Origin of the sequence: Longispora albida DSM 44784, from assembly GCF_000379825.1 — a bacterium.
Taxonomy (GTDB): Bacteria; Actinomycetota; Actinomycetes; order Mycobacteriales; family Micromonosporaceae; genus Longispora; species Longispora albida.
Genome location: NZ_KB903834.1, coordinates 19460 through 39055, shown reverse-complemented (window position 1 = coordinate 39055; position 19596 = coordinate 19460). Strand labels below are relative to the sequence as shown.

19 protein-coding genes are annotated in these 19596 nt (G+C 71.4%); 16 read left to right on the top strand and 3 right to left on the bottom strand.

Annotated elements, in window-relative coordinates:
* Nucleotides 1–54 precede the first annotated feature (54 nt).
* The 11 genes from A3G1_RS0120670 to A3G1_RS35885 all read left to right on the top strand — a co-directional run bounded on the left by A3G1_RS0120670 (nt 55) and on the right by A3G1_RS35885 (nt 11793).
* Nucleotides 55–852 (top strand): DUF2785 domain-containing protein, encoded by a 798-nt coding sequence (locus tag A3G1_RS0120670; RefSeq protein WP_018351392.1) that lies wholly within the window; start codon nt 55–57, stop codon nt 850–852.
* A 38-nt stretch (nt 853–890) separates the two neighbouring features.
* The gene (locus A3G1_RS0120665; RefSeq protein WP_018351391.1) at nt 891–1673 is read left to right on the top strand and encodes an enoyl-CoA hydratase/isomerase family protein; all 783 of its coding nucleotides are present in this window, start codon (nt 891–893) and stop codon (nt 1671–1673) included.
* A 120-nt stretch (nt 1674–1793) separates the two neighbouring features.
* Complete coding sequence (locus tag A3G1_RS0120660; RefSeq protein ID WP_018351390.1) at nt 1794–3416, top strand: acetolactate synthase; 1623 nt, start codon at nt 1794–1796, stop codon at nt 3414–3416.
* 115 nt (nt 3417–3531) lie between these two features.
* On the top strand, nt 3532–4188 hold the full coding sequence (locus A3G1_RS38805) for a hypothetical protein (protein ID WP_018351389.1): 657 nt from the start codon (nt 3532–3534) through the stop codon (nt 4186–4188).
* A 166-nt stretch (nt 4189–4354) separates the two neighbouring features.
* A complete protein-coding gene (locus A3G1_RS0120650; RefSeq protein ID WP_018351388.1) occupies nt 4355–5497 on the top strand; it encodes an ABC transporter substrate-binding protein in 1143 nt (380 codons plus the stop codon).
* Between the two features lie 82 nt (nt 5498–5579).
* Nucleotides 5580–6368, top strand: coding sequence for an ABC transporter permease (locus A3G1_RS0120645; protein WP_018351387.1), 789 nt, complete (start codon nt 5580–5582; stop codon nt 6366–6368).
* Nucleotides 6365–7138, top strand: a complete 774-nt coding sequence (locus tag A3G1_RS0120640; RefSeq protein ID WP_018351386.1) for an ABC transporter permease — start codon at nt 6365–6367, stop codon at nt 7136–7138. The genes A3G1_RS0120645 and A3G1_RS0120640 overlap by 4 nt, the downstream gene beginning before the upstream one ends.
* Complete coding sequence (locus A3G1_RS0120635) at nt 7135–8148, top strand: ABC transporter ATP-binding protein (protein WP_018351385.1); 1014 nt, start codon at nt 7135–7137, stop codon at nt 8146–8148. The genes A3G1_RS0120640 and A3G1_RS0120635 overlap by 4 nt, the downstream gene beginning before the upstream one ends.
* An 87-nt stretch (nt 8149–8235) precedes the next feature.
* The gene (locus A3G1_RS0120630) at nt 8236–9012 is read left to right on the top strand and encodes a GNAT family N-acetyltransferase (RefSeq protein ID WP_018351384.1); all 777 of its coding nucleotides are present in this window, start codon (nt 8236–8238) and stop codon (nt 9010–9012) included.
* 43 nt (nt 9013–9055) lie between these two features.
* A complete protein-coding gene (locus A3G1_RS38800; protein ID WP_018351383.1) occupies nt 9056–9871 on the top strand; it encodes a GNAT family N-acetyltransferase in 816 nt (271 codons plus the stop codon).
* A gap of 92 nt (nt 9872–9963) precedes the next feature.
* Nucleotides 9964–11793, top strand: coding sequence for an AfsR/SARP family transcriptional regulator (locus A3G1_RS35885; RefSeq protein ID WP_083937015.1), 1830 nt, complete (start codon nt 9964–9966; stop codon nt 11791–11793).
* Here A3G1_RS35885 and A3G1_RS39735 read toward each other — a convergent pair.
* Together A3G1_RS39735 and A3G1_RS40655 are read right to left on the bottom strand one after the other, a co-directional pair.
* Nucleotides 11692–13065, bottom strand: coding sequence for a serine/threonine-protein kinase (locus A3G1_RS39735; RefSeq protein ID WP_083937046.1), 1374 nt, complete (start codon nt 13063–13065; stop codon nt 11692–11694). The two genes, A3G1_RS35885 and A3G1_RS39735, sit on opposite strands and share 102 nt — an antisense overlap.
* A complete protein-coding gene (locus A3G1_RS40655) occupies nt 13055–14500 on the bottom strand; it encodes a serine/threonine protein kinase (protein ID WP_018351378.1) in 1446 nt (481 codons plus the stop codon). The genes A3G1_RS39735 and A3G1_RS40655 overlap by 11 nt, the downstream gene beginning before the upstream one ends.
* 100 nt (nt 14501–14600) lie before the next feature.
* On the opposite strand from A3G1_RS40655, the gene A3G1_RS0120605 reads away from it, so the two are divergent.
* Both A3G1_RS0120605 and A3G1_RS0120600 read left to right on the top strand, forming a co-directional pair.
* Complete coding sequence (locus tag A3G1_RS0120605; RefSeq protein WP_026212334.1) at nt 14601–15119, top strand: SigE family RNA polymerase sigma factor; 519 nt, start codon at nt 14601–14603, stop codon at nt 15117–15119.
* The gene (locus tag A3G1_RS0120600; protein WP_018351376.1) at nt 15109–16497 is read left to right on the top strand and encodes an outer membrane protein assembly factor BamB family protein; all 1389 of its coding nucleotides are present in this window, start codon (nt 15109–15111) and stop codon (nt 16495–16497) included. Before A3G1_RS0120605 ends, A3G1_RS0120600 begins: the two co-directional genes overlap by 11 nt.
* A 36-nt stretch (nt 16498–16533) precedes the next feature.
* Here the strand turns inward: A3G1_RS0120600 and A3G1_RS0120595 are convergent, their stop codons facing one another.
* Nucleotides 16534–16698 (bottom strand): hypothetical protein, encoded by a 165-nt coding sequence (locus tag A3G1_RS0120595; protein WP_157641254.1) that lies wholly within the window; start codon nt 16696–16698, stop codon nt 16534–16536.
* Nucleotides 16699–16960: 262 nt separating this feature from the next.
* Between A3G1_RS0120595 and A3G1_RS0120590 the strand changes: the two genes are divergently transcribed.
* From A3G1_RS0120590 to A3G1_RS0120580, 3 genes are all read left to right on the top strand, one after another.
* Complete coding sequence (locus tag A3G1_RS0120590) at nt 16961–17740, top strand: electron transfer flavoprotein subunit beta/FixA family protein (RefSeq protein WP_018351374.1); 780 nt, start codon at nt 16961–16963, stop codon at nt 17738–17740.
* 25 nt (nt 17741–17765) lie between these two features.
* Nucleotides 17766–18728, top strand: a complete 963-nt coding sequence (locus tag A3G1_RS0120585; RefSeq protein ID WP_018351373.1) for an electron transfer flavoprotein subunit alpha/FixB family protein — start codon at nt 17766–17768, stop codon at nt 18726–18728.
* A 105-nt stretch (nt 18729–18833) separates the two neighbouring features.
* Nucleotides 18834–19484 (top strand): nucleotidyltransferase domain-containing protein, encoded by a 651-nt coding sequence (locus A3G1_RS0120580; RefSeq protein WP_018351372.1) that lies wholly within the window; start codon nt 18834–18836, stop codon nt 19482–19484.
* Nucleotides 19485–19596 lie beyond the last annotated feature (112 nt).

The window sequence follows — 19596 nt, the reverse complement described above, 5'->3', positions numbered from 1 at the left end:
CACGATCATGGAAAACCTGCTGCGAGATGCCGGCGGGTGTGGTTAGCGTGCGGCGTGACTGACTGGAAACTGATCGCTGAGGCGGACTACGCCGTACCCGCCGGCCGTGACCTCGACGAACTGGTCGCGGAACTCGTACCGTGCCTGCGCCATCCCGACCCGGAGATCCGGGACGGCTTCCCGTACCGGGTGCTGTTCACCTGGCTCGACCGTGGCGTGCTGAACGACCACCTGAGCCGGATCGGCGACGAGGCCGCCGGGTGGTTCGGCCACGAGGAGATCCAGGCCCGGACCTTCGCGCCGCTCGTCCTCGACGGGGTGGTGAGCGCCGGCGGGTTCGCGCCGGAATGGGTTTCGGGCTTCTCCGCCTGGTACCCGGAAGAAAAAGATCTTCGGGGTTTCGATCCCGAACTGGGCTGGCTGCACGCGGTGGCCCACGGCGCCGACCTGCTCGGCGTCTTCGGCCGGCACGAGAACGTCGCGCCGGAGTCCATGCTGGACCTCGCGGCCCGGCGGCTGACGGCAGAGACCGAGTTCGTCCTGCGTGACCAGGAGGACGACCGGCTCGGGCACGCGATCGGCCTGGCCCTGACCCGGGCCGAGCTGACGGCCGAGGGCGCGACGGCCTGGCTGGAGACGATCCGGGAGACCCTGCTGGCCAGGGCCAAGCCTGGCCCGCTGCCCGCCTGGGTGTCGAACACGATCCGGACCCTGCGTGTCGTCTACCTGCTGTGCGACCGGGGCATCCGGCCGCAGCCGCGCGGCGAGGAGGTCGAGCTGATCCCGCACGCCGCACTCGTCAAGGACAAGATCGCCGAGGTGCTGGCGATTCCGGCACCCTTCACCGGCTAGTCTGGCTGGCGTTCGGGACGTCGGCGTGGAGGTCTGGCATGGGCGAGTTCGTGCGGCTGGAAGTCAGTAAGGGCAACGAGGGGATCGGCGTCATCCGGCTGGACCGGCCGAAGATGAACGCCCTCAACGAGCAGGTCCAGGAGGAACTGCGCGCGGCAGCCCGCGAGGCCACGGCCCGCACCGACATCGCCGCCGTGATCGTCTACGGCGGGGAGAAGGTCTTCGCGGCCGGCGCCGACATCAAGGAAATGGCCGACATGGGCTACGCGGCGATGTCGGCCAGGTCCCGCGACCTGTCCAGCGCCTTCGACGCCATCGCGAAGATCCCGAAGCCGGTCGTCGCCGCGATCACCGGCTACGCGCTCGGTGGCGGCTGCGAGCTGGCCCTGGCCTGCGACTGGCGGGTCGCCGCCGAGGACGCCAAGCTCGGCCAGCCCGAGATCAACCTGGGCGTCATCCCCGGGGCCGGCGGCACCCAGCGCCTGGCCCGGCTGATCGGCCCGGCCAAGGCCAAGGACCTGATCTTCTCCGGCCGCATGATCACCGCTGCTGAGGCGCACGCGATGGGCCTGGTGGACCACGTCGTACCGGCGGCCGAGGTCTTCGAGAAGGCACTGGACCTGGTGCTGCCGTACGTCGGCGGACCGGCCCAGGCGCTGCGCGCCGCCAAGCAGGCCATCGACGGTGGCCTCGACGTCGACCTGGCCACCGGCCTGAACTGGGAGAGCCAGCTGTTCGCCTCCCTGTTCGGTACCCAGGACAAGGTGGAGGGTATGGCTGCCTTCGTGGAGAAGCGCGCCCCGAAGTTCATCGGCGAGTAGCCACGTCGTTCGTCAGGGGTTAGCCCCGTCGTCCGCAGAGCCCGCCGGGTACGCCCGGCGGGCTTTTCGCGCGGTGCCGAGGGCGTGACAGCGTTACCTACTCCGGGGTAAGTTTCGGGGATGACTGAGACGATCGAGGGCCACGGCGGCGATCTCGCGCTCGCCACCCTGCGCGGATTCGGCATCAAGGAGCTGTTCACCCTCTCCGGTGGGCACATCTTCCCGCTCTACGACGCCGCCCAGCGCCTCGGCGTGCGGCTGCTCGACGTCCGGCACGAGCAGTCGGCGGTGTTCGCTGCCGAAGCCGTCGCGAAGCTCCAGCGCCGCCCGGCCGTGGCGGCCCTGACCGCCGGTCCCGGCGTGACGAACGGGATCTCCGCCCTGACCACGGCCCAGTTCAACGGCTCGCCGGTGCTGGTGTTCGGCGGGCGGGCCCCGTCGTGGCGCTGGGGAGCCGGCAGCCTCCAGGAACTCGACCACGTCCCGCTGGTCTCCTCCGTGACGAAGGTGGCCGGCACCGTCCTCGACACCGAGGACGTCGTACGGGACGTGCACGCCGCGGCGCTCGCCGCGATCTCCGGCCACAAGGGACCTGCCTTCCTCGACTTCCCGCTCGAAGTGCTGTTCAGCCGGGAAGAGGTGACACTGCCGGAGCTGTACGCCGCCGAGGTCACCGAGGCCGACCCTGCCGACGTGGCGAAGGCGGCGGTGCTGCTGGCCGGGGCGAGCCGTCCGATGATCATCGCGGGGTCCGATGTGTACACCGGGGACGCGATCGACGCGCTGCGGGCGGCCGCCGAGAACCTCCGCGTGCCCGTCTACACCAACGGCATGGGCCGGGGCGCCCTGCCGCCGGAGCACGAGCTGGCTTTCTCGAAGAGCCGCCGGGCCGCGCTGTCCGACGCGGACGTCGTCTGCGTCATCGGCACGCCGCTGGACTTCCGGCTCAACTTCGGCGAGTTCGGCGACGCGGCGCTGATCCACGTCGTCGACGATCCCTCGCAGCGGGCCGGGCACGTCGAGCCGTCCGTCTCGCCTGCCGGTGACCTGCGGCTGACGCTCACCGCGCTGGCCGACCACAGTGGAGCGCGCGCCGACCACGAGGACTGGATCGAGCAGCTGCGCGAGGTCGAGGACGCGGCGCGGGCCGGGGAGAAGGCCGCGCTGGAGGCCGACGGCGACCTGATCGTGCCCAGCCGGATCTACGGCGAGCTGCGCAAGGTCCTCGACCGCGACGCGGTGACGATCGGCGACGGCGGGGACTTCGTGTCCTACGCCGGCAAGTACCTGGAGCCGGCGACTCCCGGCTGCTGGCTCGACCCGGGGCCGTACGGCTGCCTGGGTACCGGCATGGGCTACGCGATGGGCGCCCGCTACACCTACCCCGACCGGCAGATCTGCGTGCTGATGGGCGACGGTGCGGCCGGGTTCTCCCTGATGGACGTGGAGTCGCTGGTCCGCCAGGATCTCCCCGTCGTGATCGTGGTCGGCAACAACGGCATCTGGGGGCTGGAGAAGCACCCGATGAACCAGCTCTACGGCTACGACGTCGTCGCTGACCTCCAGCCGGGCCTGCGGTACGACGAGGTGGTCAAGGGCCTCGGCGGCGCGGGCGAGACGGTCGCGAAGGCCGCGGACATCGGCCCGGCCCTCAAGCGCGCGTTCGCGTCGGGCGTGCCCTACCTGGTGAACATCCTGACCGACCCGGCCGACGCCTACCCGAGGTCCTCCAACCTGGCGTGACCGGCAGAGCATGGCGCGTCTCCTCCCGGAAGCGCGCCATCCTCTTTTCCTTGCCCGCCACAGGGTTCCGCGCGTTGTTACGTTCCCGCGTACACCTCCAGGAAAGGGAACGACCATGCGGGCACGGGCTGTGGCGATCGCGATGTTGGTGCTGGCGACGGGTGCCGCGTGCGGCGAACCCGATCGGGAGAAGAAAGCCGGCCCGGAAGCTCCGGCCACGGCCACGATGAGCCCTGCGGCACCGGGGGGCACCCCGGCCTCCGGCCGGCCAGCGGTCAGCGCATCGGCTGCGAAGAGCTCTGCTCCGGCCGCCAAGGCCATGAGCTGCGCGGATGTCCAGCGGGCTCGGGTGCGCGGCTCGCGTGCGCCGTACACGGCTGCGGGATTCGTCCTCACGGGCGGCCGCCACACCACGCCGGACGGGACGACGGTCGCCGCGCAGCAGCCCTGCGCGACCGGCAACCTCGACCCGCATGGCGGGCTCACGACCGTCGCCACGGTGATGGCCAGTATGGACGGGACGACCGGCCGGTACTGGAGCCTCATGCTCTGCAAGCTCGACGCCGGCGCCCCGGTGTGCACGGTCGCCGTCATGCTGGACGACCGGGAGCCGGTCGAGTCGGTCGCCATCGCCAAGCAGACGGCCACGGTGGTGTACCTGACCCGCACCCCGGGTACCCCGCCGGCGGCGGTGAACGTCCGCCGGACCGTCACGTACCAGTTCGGCGGTAACACGCTCCACGAGCTGAGCCGGACGGACGCTCCGGCGTAGAAACGGGCAGAATGGTCTAGACCATCGCTGGACCTGTGGTTTTGGCCAGGGCATCGCGGGAGAGTCCGGCAGGGTTCCGGATCGCCTCATCCCTCGTTCACCTCTGAGTCATGCGTGCTGCTCACTCTGACGGGGCCAACCAAACCCGGTAAGGAGCAGCAAGGTCATGAAGCGTGTTCTTCTGGTGAGCGTGGCCGCCCTCGTGGCGGCGGCGGGCCTCGCCGGCTGTGGCTCTTCCGAGAAGGCTAAGGAGAAGGCCGCCGCGACCACCGGCGCTGCGGAGGCCAGGAGCGCGAAGGACCTGGGTGGCATGGACGCCCTGGTCGCGGCCGCGAAGAAGGAGGGGCAGCTCAACGTCATCACGCTGCCCCACGACTGGGCCAACTACGGCGAGATCCTGAAGAAGTTCTCCGAGAAGTACGGCATCAAGATCAATGAGGCGAACCCGGACGGGTCCAGCGCCGACGAGATCAACGCCGTGAAGAACCTCAAGGGCCAGGACCGCGCCCCGGACGTGCTCGACCTCGGCTCGGCGTTCGCGATCTCCGCGGCCAAGGAGGGCCTGCTCGCTCCGTACAAGGTGGAGAAGTGGGACGAGATCCCGGCGAACCAGAAGGACGCCGACGGCCAGTGGTTCAACGACTACGGCGGCTACGTCTCGATCGGCTGCGACGCGAAGAAGATCGCCGTCTGCCCGCAGACCTTCGCTGACCTGCTCAAGCCGGAGTACAAGGGCAAGGTGGCCCTGAACGGCAACCCGACCAAGTCCGGCTCCGCCTTCGCCGGTGTCTACGCCGCGGCGCTCGCCAACGGCGGCACCTTCGACAACATCCAGCCCGGCATCGACTTCTTCGGCAAGCTGAAGGCCTCCGGGAACTACATCCCGGTCGAGTCGACCCCGGCCACCATCGAGAAGGGCGAGACCCCGATCTCGATCGACTGGGACTACCTGAACGCCGGGTACGCCGACAAGTTCAAGGACAAGGGCATCGACTGGAAGGTCGCGGTGCCCGCCGACGGCAAGTACGCGAACTACTACAACCAGGCGATCAACAAGACCGCCCCGCACCCGGCCGCCGCTCGGCTCTGGGAGGAGTTCCTCTACTCCGACGAGGGCCAGAACCTGTGGCTGAAGGGCTACGCCCGGCCGGTCCGGCTGCCGAAGATGGTCGCGGCCAAGACCGCCAAGGGCGACCTGGTCGGCAAGCTGCCGAAGGTCGAGGGCGAGCCGAAGTTCCCGACGCCGGACCAGATCACCGCTGTGAAGAAGGTCCTGGCCGACAGCTGGACCAAGGCCGTCCAGGGCTGACAGCTCGACCCGCGCACCGGCCGTGCCTCCTCCGGCCGGTGCGCTGCCCACTGTGCCCGCCAGCCCGTCTCCCGGATTGAAGATGCGCAAATACTTACCCCTCCTGCCGTTCCTCGTGATCGTGGGCGCGGGGCTCGTGGTGCCGGTGGGGGTGCTCGCGACCGGTGCGAGCAGCCTCGGCGACACCATGAACTCCACCTACGGCACGGCGATGCTCGGCAGCCTCAAGCTCTCGCTGGTCACGGCGGTGCTCGGCGCGGTGATCGGCACGCTGCTGGCCCAGGCCGTGGTGAAGAGCCGGTCCACGCTGCTCCGCCGGGTGGTCACCACCGCGTCCGGCGTACTGGCCAACTTCGGCGGCGTGCCGCTCGCCTTCGCCTTCATCGCGACCATCGGCAACGCCGGCATCGTCACGAAGCTGCTGGGTCTCGGCCAGACGGGCTTCACCCTGTACGACTTCTCCGGGCTGACGATCGTCTACCTGTACTTCCTGGTACCCCTGATGGTCCTGGTCGTCCTGCCTGCCCTCGACGCCGTCCGGCCACAGTGGAGCGAGGCGGCGGCCAGCCTCGGCGGTAGCCGCTGGCACTACTGGCGGCACGTCGGAGCCCCGGTGCTCGCACCGCCCGTCGCGGCCGGCGCGCTGCTGCTGTTCTGCGGGGCGTTCAGCGCCTTCGCGACGGCTGCGGCCCTGGTCGGCGGGTCCGTCCCGCTGCTGACCCTCCAGATCGCCGACGTCCTCTCCGGCAACGTGATCGAGAACGGCGAGGGGATCGGCGCTGCCCTCGCGATCGAGATGCTGCTGGTGGTCGGCGTGGTCATGATCGCTTACTGGCTCCTGCAGCGCCGGACTTCGAGGTGGTTGCGGTGATCCGGCGGCTCGCGCTCCTGCTCGTGGGGCTCTATTTCCTGGTACCGCTGGTGGCGTCGTTCGTGTTCACAGTGGACGGCGGGGCCAACGTGTACGGCCAGATCATCACGGCCGAGGGCTTCGCCGACGCGTTCCGCCGGTCGATGACGCTCGCCGTGCTGACGGTCGCCGGCGTACTCGGCATCACCATCCCCGCCCTGCTCGCCGTGCACCTGAAACTCCCGAAGTGGCGGCCGGTGCTGGAGACCCTGTCGCTGATCCCGCTGGCCGTGCCGCCGATCGCGCTCGTGGTCGGCGTGCGGACCCTGCTGGGCTACGGGCCGGACGAGCTGGCCGGCACGCCGGTCGGCGACGTCCTGGTGTCCATCCAGGACCCGGAACTGCCCTGGGTACTCGTGATCGTGTACATCGTCCTCGCGCTGCCCTTCGCGTACCGGACCCTCGACGCCGGCCTGCGAGGCAGTGACGTGAAGACCCTGGTGGACGCGGCCCGTGGCCTGGGCGCCTCGTGGCCAGCGACCCTCGGCAGGGTGATCCTGCCCCAGCTGCGCCCGGGATTGCTCGGCGCGGCGTTCCTGACCCTGGCGCTCGTGCTCGGCGAGTTCACGGTGTCCAGCATCCTGCTGTTCGAGACGCTGCCCGTCTGGCTGCTGAAGATCTCGGGCTCCGACGCCCAGCTGTCCGTGGCGGTCAGCCTCGCGAGCCTGGTGTTCACCTGGCTGCTCCTGCTGGCAGTCTCAGCGTTCGACCGGAAAGAGAAGACCTCATGACTGCGGTGGAACTGCGTGGCCTGCACCGGCGGTTCGGCGACGTGACCGCCCTGGACGGCCTGGACCTGTCGATCGAGGCCGGCGAGCTGATCGGCCTGCTCGGCCCGTCCGGCTGCGGCAAGACGACGGCGCTGCGGGTACTGGCTGGCTTCGAGCAGCCCGACCGGGGCCAGGTCCTGGTCGGCGGGACCGACATCACCGGCACGCCGGCCAGCCGCCGCGGCATGGGCATGGTGTTCCAGTCGTTCAGCCTGTTCCCGAACATGACGGCCGCGGGCAACGTGGCCTTCGGCCTGCGCGTCCGCAAGGTACCGGCACCCGCCAGGCGCAGGCGCGCCGAGGAACTGCTGGAGCTGGTCGGGCTCGGCGAGAAGGCGAAGGCGTACCCGCACCAGCTCTCCGGCGGCCAGCAGCAGCGGGTCGCGCTGGCCAGGGCCCTGGCGATCGAGCCGGCCGTCCTGCTGCTGGACGAGCCGCTGAGCGCCCTCGACGCCCAGGTACGCAACCAGCTCCGCGACGAGATCCGCAGGATCCAGCAGCGCCTCGGCACGACCACGCTCTTCGTCACCCACGACCAGAGCGAGGCGCTGTCGATCGCCGACCGGGTCGGCGTGCTCCGGGCCGGCCAGGTCGAGCAGCTGGCGGCCCCGGACGAGCTGTACCACCGGCCGGCCACCGCGTTCGTCGCCGAGTTCGTCGGCACCACGAACCGGCTCCAGGCCCGGCGCGTCTCACCGGACACTGTGGAGGTTCTCGGCTCGCGGCGGCCGCTCGCTGGTACCGGCGACGCCGAGGTCCTGGTCCGGCCGGAGGCGATCGGCGTGGCCGCCGACGAGACGAGCGGGCTGACCGTCGTGGCCAGGACGTTCCACGGGGCGCTCACCCGGCTCACGGTCGCCGTGGACGGCCGCGAGGTCGTGGCGGACGTGCCGAGCCCGCTGGCCTCCGGTCTCGTACCGGGTTCCCGGGTCGCCCTCACACTCGGCGACGTCCCCCTCCTCGCTGCCTAACCATGATCGTGGGACCCCTCACGTCGCTATAGCGACATGAGGGGTCCCACGATCATGTGGTTCAGGGCGGCATGTTGAGGTGGGCGCATGACTGACTTGCTGACAGCGTTCGACGCGGCGACTCGCGGCCACCGCCCCACCGGGATGCCCGAGGGCGTCGTGGTCACCGACGACGGCCCGGTACACCGCGTCGCCGGAGCCCCCTGGGGCGGCATGGTGCTCTACCGGGACCTGGGCGGGCTGGAAGGCGCCGGCCTCGACGCGCTCATCGCCCGGCAGCGTGACTACTTCGCCGGTCGCGGCGAGCACTTCGAGTGGAAGACGTACGCGCACGACGCCCCGGCCGACCTGCCCGAGCGGCTGCTGGCCGCCGGCTTCGAGGCCCAGGAACCGGAAGCCGTCGTGATCGGGTACGTCGAGCCGCTGGTCACGCCGGTCGTCCTGCCCGAGGGCGTGACCCTGCGTGAGGTCACCGAGCGGGCGGACCTGGAAAAGATCGGCGAACTGGAGGCTGCCGTCTGGGGCGGCGACTGGTCCGGCCTGGTCAGCGGGCTCGAAGCCGAACTCCCCGACGGCAAGCTCGTGATCGTGGTGGCCGAGGCCGAGGGGCAGGTCGTGTCGGCCGGCTGGGTCCGGCTCACGCCGAAGCCGTTCGCCTCGCTGTGGGGCGGGTCCACCCTGGCCGGGTGGCGGCGCAAGGGCATCTACCGGGCGCTCGTCGCCTACCGCGCGAAGCTGGCCAGCGACGGCGGCTTCGAGTACCTCCAGGTCGACGCCTCGCCCGACTCCCGGCCGATCCTGGAGCGGCTGGGCATGTCGGTCGTGACGACCACGACTCCGTACATCTGGAAGCCGGCCGGCTAAAACCGGTGGCAGGCCGGCTGCCAGGGCACATAGCCTGCCGCGCATGACGATTGCGATTACCAAGTTCGATGGCGAGTACGAGGCGGTCGGTGCCTGGACGGGCCTGACCGTCGCCGAACAGCGCCAGCTTGAGGAACGCCACGACGGGCCGCGCCTCCAGTGGCTCGCCTGGGACGGTGACCGCGTCGCCGGGGTGCTGCACCCGTGGGTGATGCCCGACGGCAGGCACCGGCTCTTCTTCGGCAAGTGCTCGCCGGAGGCGTACGTAGCGCTGGCCGGGCACGTCCCCGGCGAGGTCTACGCCACGTTCGACGATCCGGCGACGGTGGGGCTGTTCCGGGGGATCGGGTTCGAGGTGAACCGGCAGGAGAACCAGTACAAAATCGGGGTTTCGGTTTTCGAGGCCCCGGTGCCGGAGGGCCTCACGGTCATCAGCGCGGCGGACACCGAGCTGGAGAAGCTGATGATGCTCGACTGCGCGCTGCGGGAGGACGTGCCCGGCTCGGAGGGCTGGCAGCCGGACGCGCAGTGGTTCCGGGAGGAGACCTACGACTCGCCGTACTTCGACCCGGAGGCCTACCTGGTCGCCCTGGACGGCGAGGACTACGTCGGCCTGGTCCGGATCTGGAAAGGCCCCCGGCCCGTCCCGCGTCTCGGGCTGATCGGGCTGCTGCCGGACTACCGGCGTCGTGGCCTCGCGCGGGCGCTGGTCAGCCAGGCATTCCGTGCCCTGCACGCTCGCGGGGTGCCGGAGGTCGTGGCAGAGGCCGACGTGACCAACGTGGCCTCCAACGCGCTGCTGACCGGGCTGGGCGGCGTGGTCACCGGCCAGGAGACCGAGCTGCGGCGACCGGCGTAACCAACCGCGTACCCACCAGGGTCGATCCAGTCGGAAGCACGATAGTGGCTGGCGCCGGGGCAGCGGTTAAGGTTCCTTCCCGGGGGTGGGGAATGGATCTTCAACTGGGGGTACTGGGGCCGGTGCAGGCCTGGTCGGGCGGGGCTGAGATCCCGCTCGGCCCGCCGCAGCAACGGGCGTTCCTCGCGATGCTGGTGCTCGGCGGGGGCCGGATCGTGCCGGTGAGCGAGATCGCCGCCGGCCTGTGGGGACTGGAGCCGCCGCCGCGCGCGATCGGCACGATCCGTACGTATGCCTCACGGCTCCGCCAGGTCCTGCCCGGCGTGTCCTACCGCGACGGCGGGTACCAGATCGTGCTGCCGGCCGGCTCGCTGGACCTGGCGGAGTTCGAGGACCGGGCCGGGCGCGGTGACCACGCCGGAGCGCTGAGCCTGGTCCGGGGCGAGCCGCTGTCCGGGCTGCCCGGCCCGTACGCCGAGCGGCAGCGCGCACGCCTCGCGGAGCTGCTGGCCGGAGTCACCGAGGCCCGGATCAGCGCTGACCTGGCGGCCGGGCGGCACGAGCTGCTCATCCCGGAGCTGACAGCCCTCGCGGCCGCCGACCCGCTGCGCGAACGTGCCAGCGCACTGCTGATGCTCGCCCTGTACCGCTCGGGCCGCCAGGCCGACGCGCTCGCCGTCTACGAGCACACCCGCCGCGTGCTCGCCGACGAGCTGGGCTGCGATCCCGGGCCGGAACTCCAGGACCTCCACCGGCAGGTACTCATGGCCGAGGTGCCGGCCGTAGCCGCAGCCTCCGCCGGGCCGGCCCAGCTGCCGATGGCCCCGGCGGAACTCGTCGGGCGGGACGAGCCGCTGGCTGTCGTGGCCGGGCGGCTGGCGGAGCCGGGTACCACGGTGACCGCGATCAGCGGGCCGGGCGGCGTCGGGAAGACGGCACTGGCCCTGGCCGCCGCGCACATCGCGCGCGGCGAGTACCCGGACGGGCAGCTGTACGCCGACCTGCTCGGAGCAGAGGCCCAGCCAGCGGAGCCCGGCGCGATCCTCGCCGACTTCCTCCGGGCGCTCGGGGCCGCCGTGCCGGAGAGCCTGGGTGCCCGCGCGGCGGCGTACCGGTCGGCCCTGGCCGGGCGCCGGATGCTCGTCGTGCTCGACAACGCACGGGACGCCGCCCAGGTCGCACCCCTGCTGCCAGCGGCGGGCGCCGTGCTGGTCACCAGCCGCGTACGGCTCGACGAACTGCCGGGCACCTGCGTCGTGGAACTGGCGGCGCTCGGCCGGGCGGACGCGGTGGAGCTGCTGGGGCGGATCGCCGGGCCAGAGCGGATCGCCGCCGAGCCGGGAGCGTCGACAGCTGTCGCGGCGGCGTGCGCCGACCTGCCACTGGCCGTACGGGTGGCCGGGGCGCGGCTCGCGAAACGTCCACGATGGACAGTCGCCGCCCTCGCGGAACGGCTGGCCGACGAGTCAGGGCGGCTCGACCAGCTCCGGGCCGGGGCGCTGGATGTGGAGGCGGCGCTGGCCGTCGGGTACCAGCAGCTCGACCCGGACACAGCGTGGGCCTTCCGGATGCTCTCAGTCGCGCCACCGGCCGACCTGGGGCTCGACGCGGCCGCCGCGCTGCTCGACCGGACGGCGGCGGAGACCGAGAACCTGCTGGAAACCCTGGTGGACGCGAACATGCTGCGGACACCGGCCGCAGGGCAGTACGGCTTCCACGACCTGCTCCGGCTCTACGCCCGCCGGTGCGGCAAACGGGAGGACCTGCCGGAGGAACGCTCGGCGGCCCTCGACCGGCTGCTCGACCACTACCTCGGCGGCTCAGCAGGGGTTGTGGGGATCGTTGGGGGCGTAGGTGCTGAGCAGGATCATCGCTCCGGCTGGAGCGGTCTTCCCGTACGAGCTGCACTGAATGTTCACTAGCGCGTTGCTGTCGGTCGTCGGGCCGATCACCGACACGGTGAAGCCAGCGGCCACGACCTGCTTCTTCGCCTCGCCGAGCGTCAGACCCTCGACCTGAGGGATCGCTACCCAGGCTGCGGTTTGCGTCGCGGTGGGGGTTGGGATGGCTGTAGCGGTCGTGGCCGGGGCCGACGTTGGTGTCTGAGTAGCCGGAGATGTACCGGGAACGGTCGCCGGGGGTGATGTCCGTGCCGGAGCAGGCGTCGGTGTGGCGGTCGTGGCGCTCCGCGACGGTGTTGGTGTTGCTTTCGGAGTCGTGGATGGGCTCGCGGCCGGAGTCAGGGTGACACCGGTGGTGGTCCCCGGTGCCGCGACAGCTGCCGAGGACGGTGTCAGCGCGGCGGGCTGCCCGGCCTGCGTGCCCGTACCCGGCTCGGGCCACAGGGTGATGGTCCCTGCCGTGAGAGCGATGGCTGCCAGGGTTGCCTGGAGCCGCCGGTACGACCACAGTGGACGGACTGTGGCTGTTGAACGGGCGGCTTGGGCGAGGGCTGTCGCGTCCGGGTACCGATGAATGGGTTTCTTGCTGAGCAGGCGCAGGACGAGCCTGGCGACCTGGGGCGGCACTGTCCTGGGCAGCGGCGGCGGCGGTGCGGAGACGTGCTGGAGGGCGAGCCTGATCGGGTTCTCCGCTGTGAACGGCAGGCGGCCGGTGAGGCACTCGTAGGCGATGACACCCAGGCTGTAGAGATCCGAAGCCGGGCAGACCTCGCCGCTGCCCGCCTGCTCCGGCGAGACGTAGCTGGCCGTGCCGAGCAGCTGCCCGGTCGCGGTCAGCTCCTCGCTGGCGGGCGCTGCGGCGATCCCGAAGTCGGTGAGCACGACACTGCCGTCCGGCCTGATCATCAGGTTGGCGGGGCTCAGGTCGCGGTGCACGACCCCGTGCGCGTGGACGGCGGCGAGAGCGTCGGCGGCCTGGGCGACCAGATCCATCGTCCGGGCCGCCCCGAGCGTGCCCTCGCGGCCCAGCAGCGCGCCCAGCGGCTCGCCCTCGACGAACTCCATGACCAGATAGCCCGGCCCGGCCCCGAAGACCCGCACGACGTTCGGGTGCTCGATGGCCGCCAGCGTCTTGCCCTCCGCGGCGAAGCGGGCGGGCTCGGCCAGCACCAGCTTCACGGCGACAGTGCGGCCGAGCGTCAGGTCCGTCGCCTGCCAGACCTCACCCATGCTGCCCGATCCGGCCAGCCAGTCCAGCCGGTACCGGCCGGCGACGACCCGCTCAGGCTCCATCGGCACGAACACCCTCCACTATGTACTGTGCGCGCGGGCACTGGCCGCCCGGCGGGCACTGGCCCTGCGCCTCCTGGCAGAAGATCAGCACCTGGGAGCCGGGGCTGACCCGCGTACCGCCTGCCGGGTCCTGAGCCTGGATCACGCCGTTCGTGCACTTGTTGGGCTGCGTGACCCGGAACCCGTCGGCAGTGAGCCGGCTCACCGCGCTCGCGGACGACATGCCGATCGTGTTGGGGACGACGACCGTCTGCGGTACGGGCTGGTTGCTGACGGGAGGCGGTGCCACCGGCTGTGAGGCCGCAGGCTGAGGCGCACCGGACGGCTGTGGTGCCGGGTTGGCCTGAGCTGGCGCCGAGGACGTGCCAGTAGCCGGAGTCGGCGTCGGCGACGGAGTGCTGGCCTTCGGCGTGGGGGAGGCGGACGTACCGGGCGCGAACGCAGGTGCGCTCGGGCCCGCGTGAGCGGCCACGGCCGGAAGAGTCGAGGCGGCTTCGGCTGTGGAACGGGCCGCAGGCTGCCCGGGGGCCGGCGTGACCGAGTACCAGGAGACCGCAGCCGCGAGGCCCAGCACGGCGACGGCGGCAGCCACCAGATACGGGCGGCGCGAACGGCGGGCCCGGGGCGGCTCCGGCACGACCTCGCCCCGGCAGGCGGCAGCCAGGTCGGCCGCCGACGCGAAGCGCGCACCCGGATCCTTGGCCATCGCCCGCTCCACGAGCGACCTGACATGAACCGGGACAGACTCGGGCAACGGCGGCGGCTCAGCCGTGACGTGCTGGAGCGCGATCTGCGCCGGGCCCTCCCCGGTGAACGGCACCCGACCCGTCAGGCACCGGTACGCCACCACACCCAGGCTGTACTGATCGGCGGCCGGAGTCAGGTCATCGCCGTCCACCTGCTCCGGAGCCATGTACGAAGCGGTACCGAGCACCGCGCCGGCCGTCGTCCGGTGACCGCCCTCGGAACGCGCGATCCCGAAGTCGGTCAGCACGAGCTGGCCGGACGGCCGGACCAGCAGGTTGGCGGGCTTCACGTCCCGGTGGACCACGCCACGCGCGTGGGCGGCGGCGAGCGCGCCGGCGGCCTGGGCGACCAGGTCCAGCACCCGGTCCGGCGGCAGTGTGCCCTCGTCGTCGAGCACAGCGCCCAGCGTCCGGCCCTCGACGAACTCCATGACCAGGTACGCGGTGCCCCGCTCCTCGCCGTAGTCGTAGACGGGCACGACGCCGGGATGGTCCAGTGCGGCCATGACCCGGGCCTCCGTGACGAACCGCTCCCGGAAACCACGCTGCCCGGTCAGCCCGGCGTGCATCAGCTTCACGGCGACCGGCCGGCCGAGCAGCGTGTCGGCGCCCCGCCACACCTCGCCCATGCCGCCGGCCGCGATCCGCCGGTCCAGCCGGTACCGGCCACCAGCCAGTTCCCTGAACATTGTTCGCGTTCCCTCCCCCGGTCGAGCAGGCTACACGGCGGGGTGCCACCGGACGGGCGGTCGTCCCGTGTTCCTAGGTAGACGATGAAAGGTGGTGCACGTGCCGGACGCCGACGGCTTCGACGAGTTCTACCGGGACACCGGGCCACGGCTCATCCGGTACGCCTACGGGCTGACCGGTGACCCGGCCGAGGCGCAGGACCTGGTGCAGGAGGCATACGCGCGGGCGTGGCAGCGGTGGCGGAAGCTCAGCGGGTACGCCGACGCCGAGGGCTGGCTCCGGCTCGTCGTCACCCGGCTGAGCACCGACCGCTGGCGCTGGCTCAAGGTACGCCGCACCGCGGCAGCCAGCGCCAGGCCGCCAGCCCCGGCCGAGCCGCCGTCCGAGGACACGGTGCTGCTGGTCGGGGCCCTGCGTACCCTGCCGGTCCAGCACCGCAGGGCACTCACCCTGCACTACCTCCTCGACCGGTCGATCGCCGACATCGCGATCGAGATGGGCGCGACGGCCGGCACGGTGAAGTCGTGGCTGGCGCGGGGGAGAGCCGGGCTCGCCGAAGTGCTGACAGAGCCCGCTGCGGAAGTCGCGGAAGTACTGGGAGGATCCGATGTCCGCTGACCTCGACCAGCTCTTCGGCTCGCTCCGGGCCGACTCCGACCGGATCCCGCTGCCGCTGGCCGCCGGGGCGCGGGCGCGCGGTGGCCGCCGCCGCAGGAACAGCGTGATCGCCTCGGTACTGGCCGTCGCCCTGGTGGCAGCGGGTGTGACCAGCGGGCTGCTGCTGACCGGCAGGGAGGACGTGACCCTCCCGCCGGCCAGGGTGAACTTCGTACCCCTGGAGCAGGTCGGGCCGGGGGTGTCCGGCGAGTTCCCCGGGCGGACCTTCGTCTGGGGGCAGGCAGCGGGCGGCGACGCGTACTTCACCTGGCGATCGGAGACGACCGGGCAGCTGATGGTGGCCGGCGTGCAGCTGCCGACCGGCAAGCCGGCCTGGCCGGCCAGGGAACTGGGCAAGTACGGGGACTTCGCCGGGTCCTTCCTCGCGCCGGGTGTGCTGGGCGTGATGGGCGAACGCGACGACGGCTCGCCGCTCGACCGGCGGCTGCACGTCGTGGACCTGAGCACCGGCCAGGAACGCTGGGCCCTCGACTTCGACATCAACCAGGGCGGGGACCTGACCCCGACGACCGGCGGGCTGCTCGTGACCGGGGAGAACGGCGGACAGCTCCGGCTGCTCGACTGGGCCTCCGGCAAGGCACTGTGGACGATGCCGTCCAGCCAGGGCACCGTCGTCGCGACGACCGTGGCGACGGCGGAGGCGCTGGACAACCGGCCACTGGTCCTCCAGGCACCCGACGGCGCGCTCAGCCTGCTCACCCTGCCCGACATGCAGCCACGGCCGCTGGGCCAGCGGATGCAGGGACGGCTGACCGTGATCGGCGGCCGGGTCTACGCGAGCACCGAAGGCGGGCCGGTCACCGTCCTGGACCTCGCAGGCGGCGCGCCGAGGCCGTTCCACACCCCGGCGAACGGCGCCAGGGCCGGAATGATCCAGCCGTGCGGGCCGGGGCTGGTGTGCGTGCAGGAGGAGTCACGGACCGGCGAAGCCATGATGGTGCTCGACGCGGCCACCGGCGCACGGAAATGGCAGGTGGGGGGGGACTACGGCCGAGGCAGGGGCGGGCCGGTCAGCACGGTCGGCGACCGCATCCTCGGAGCCGAGGGCATGTACTCGCCGTCTGGCAAGCTGCTCTACCGCTCCGGCCAGGCGATCCTGAGCCCGGTGGGCCCGGCGGCGGCCCTGGCCATCCAGTACCCGGGCAGCCCCGGCATGGGTGGCGGCGACCAGCCGGTACAGGTGTCCGGAGTGGACGCATCGGACGGCCACGTCACCCCGCTGGGCACGATCAGGGCTGGCTACGGGTGCGTCGCGGACAACCAGTACCTGGCGTGCCCGGACGCGGCCGGGTTCAAGGTGTGGCGCTTCTCGAAGTAGGCCGCGTCAGGTGAACCGGTGCCGGCGTCCAGCCCGCTACGAGGGGCTGGGCGGCGGCTCGGTCTCTATGTGCCACATCGCGCGCATCCGGTCGCGGACACAGTCCTCCCGATACCGGCCGCATGTGCACATGTGCTCGTCCGGTGGAGGCTGCGGGTGGTGCTCCTCCTGCTGGACGGCCGTGGGCTGCTCTTTGGTCATCGCTGACACCTCCGGGGCTGTCGTATGGAGGAGACGTACGCGGAGGAGGGATATGACGCATATGTGCCCCTCCATCATGCCCCGCCCGATCGGGTGGCAGAGTGAGATCCAGAAGACATCTCCTAGACTGCTAGCTACTTGCTAGTAACATGTCTGGTGGTCAAGCACACAGCGTTGCGGGTTGACCCGTACGGTTGTGCGCGAAAGGCTCACGCTATTCCCGGAGCTTTAACGCTCGTTCAGCAGGAGGTCGTGTCCGGCGATGAAGATTGTCGTACTGGTCAAGCAGGTGCCGGATTCCGGCTCCGAGCGCAGTCTGCGCGCAGACGACGGCACTGTCGACCGCGCGTCGGCGAGCAACGTCATCAACGAGATGGACGAATACGCCATCGAGGAAGCGCTGAAGATCGCTGAGGCGCAGGGCGGCGAGGTGACCCTGCTGACGATGGGTCCCGACGCCGCCACCGAGTCGATCCGCAAGGCGCTGTCGATGGGCCCCGACGGGGCTGTGCACGTCACCGACGACGCCCTGCACGGCTCGTGCGCGCTCGGCACCTCCAAGGTGCTGGCGGCCGCGCTCAGGACCCTCGAGTTCGACCTGGTGCTCTGCGGCGCCGAGTCGACCGACGGCCGGACCCAGACCATGCCGCACATGCTCGCCGAGCGGCTCGGCGTCCCGGCACTGACCGGCGCCCGCAAGCTCACCGTCGAGGGCTCCACCCTCACCGTCGAGCGGCAGACCGACGAGGGCTACGAGGTCGTGCAGGCCACCGGCCCGGCCATCGTCAGCGTCTGGGACACCATCAACGAGCCGCGCTACCCGTCGTTCAAGGGCATCATGGCGGCCAAGAAGAAGCCGATCGCCACGAAGTCCCTCGCCGACCTGGGCGTCGAGGCCGGTGAGGTCGGCCTGGCCGGCGCCACCAGCAAGGTGCTGTCGAGCGCCAAGCGCCCGGCGCGCTCCGGTGGCCAGAAGGTCGAGGACAGCGGCAACGGCGGCGCGGACCTCGTTGCGTACCTGTCCGCCGAGAAGTTCGTCTGAGCCGGGAAGAGCGGAGAAAGACAAGATGACTGAGGTACTCGTCGTCGTCGACGGCTCGGCCGCGACCGGCGTCAAGAAGGTCACCCTGGAGCTGCTGACCCTGGCGCGCACCCTGGGCGCCCCGTCGGCCGTCGTGCTGGGCGCGCCCGGTACCGCCGAAGCGCTCAAGGACAAGCTGGCCGAGTTCGGTGCCGAGAAGATCTACGTCGCCGAGAGCGCCGAGATCGACGGCCACCTGGTCGCCCCGAAGGCCGCCGTGCTGGCGCGCCTGGCTGGCGAGGTCAGCCCGGCGGCCATCCTGATCGGCTCCACCCAGGAGGGCAAGGAGATCGCGGCCCGGCTCGCCGTCCGCCTCGACAACGGCATCCTGACCGACGTGGTGGACCTGAAGGCCGACGGTACGGCCACCCAGGTGGTCTTCGCCGGATCCACCATTGTGGAGTCCCAGGTCACCAAGGGCTTCCCGCTGGTGACCCTGCGGCCCAACTCGCTCACCCCGGAGGCCGCCCCGGCGGCCGGCGCGCTGACCCCGGTCGACACGACCGTGGACGCCGTCACCCTGGGCGCGAAGGTCCTCGAGCGCAAGATCGAGGCCAAGGGCTCCCGGCCAGAGCTGACCGAGGCGTCCATCGTGGTCTCCGGTGGCCGCGGCGTCGGCAGCGCCGAGAACTTCGCCGTGGTCGAGGAGCTGGCCGACCTGCTCGGCGCGGCCGTTGGCGCCTCGCGTGCCGCGACCGACTCCGGCTTCTACCCGCACGCCTTCCAGGTGGGCCAGACCGGCAAGACGGTCTCCCCGCAGCTGTACGTCGCGCTCGGCATCTCCGGCGCGATCCAGCACCGGGCCGGCATGCAGACCTCGAAGACGATCGTCGCCGTCAACAAGGACGCCGAGGCTCCGATCTTCGAGCTCGCCGACTACGGCATCGTCGGCGACCTGCACAAGGTCGTCCCGCAGGCCGCAGAGGAGATCCGCAAGCGCCGCGCGTAAGAAGGCACGAGGCTCGGGCCGGTCAGCGTTTCGCTGGCCGGCCCGAGGCCGTTTCCGCGAGAAGCGCATTTGAATGTACGGACCGGCTGGTGGACGATTCCTGCCATGACGACGGCTGACCTGCCCGGCGGCGGCACCCCGCTGAACCACGAGGACTGCGAACGGCTGTGGCGGGGCTGGACCCCCGGCGAGATCGCCCGGCGGCTGTCCGGAGTCCGGGCCCACTGGTACGTGGCGGCGGGCTGGGCCCTCGACCTGTTCCGCGGCGGGCAGACCCGGGAACACGAGGATCTGGAGATCGGCGTCCCGCGCGGCTACTTCGGCGAGATCGCCGAGGCGCTGCCCGGCTACGAGTGGGACGTGGTCGGCGCGGGCAAGGTCTGGCCGTACGAGCAGGCCGGCGGATACCCCGACCTGCACCAGACCTGGCTCCGCGACCCGGGGACCGGCCAGTACCACCTCGACGTCTTCCGGGAGCCGCACGACGGCGGGATCTGGGTCTGCCGGAGGGACGCGGGGATCCGCCTCCCGTACGAGGACCTGATCCTGTGGACGGAGACCGAGGACGGAGTCCGGATCCCGTACGCGATCCCCGAAGTAGTACTCCTGTTCAAGGCCCGCGACCCCCGCCCGAAGGACGAGGCCGACTTCGCCGGAGTCCTGCCGTCGCTGGACGAGGAACGGAAGGCGCGGCTGGCCGGCTGGCTGGACCTGGTGCACCCGTCGCACCACTGGCTCGCTTCGCTCGCCACTTGAGCGGCGACCCGTCGCTCGCTGCCGCTCGCTGACCTTCCCGCCACCCGCCCCCACCCCCACGCCGGTGCTCCGTCGCTCCGCGACCGCCCCGCCTCCCGCCATCGCGACCGTC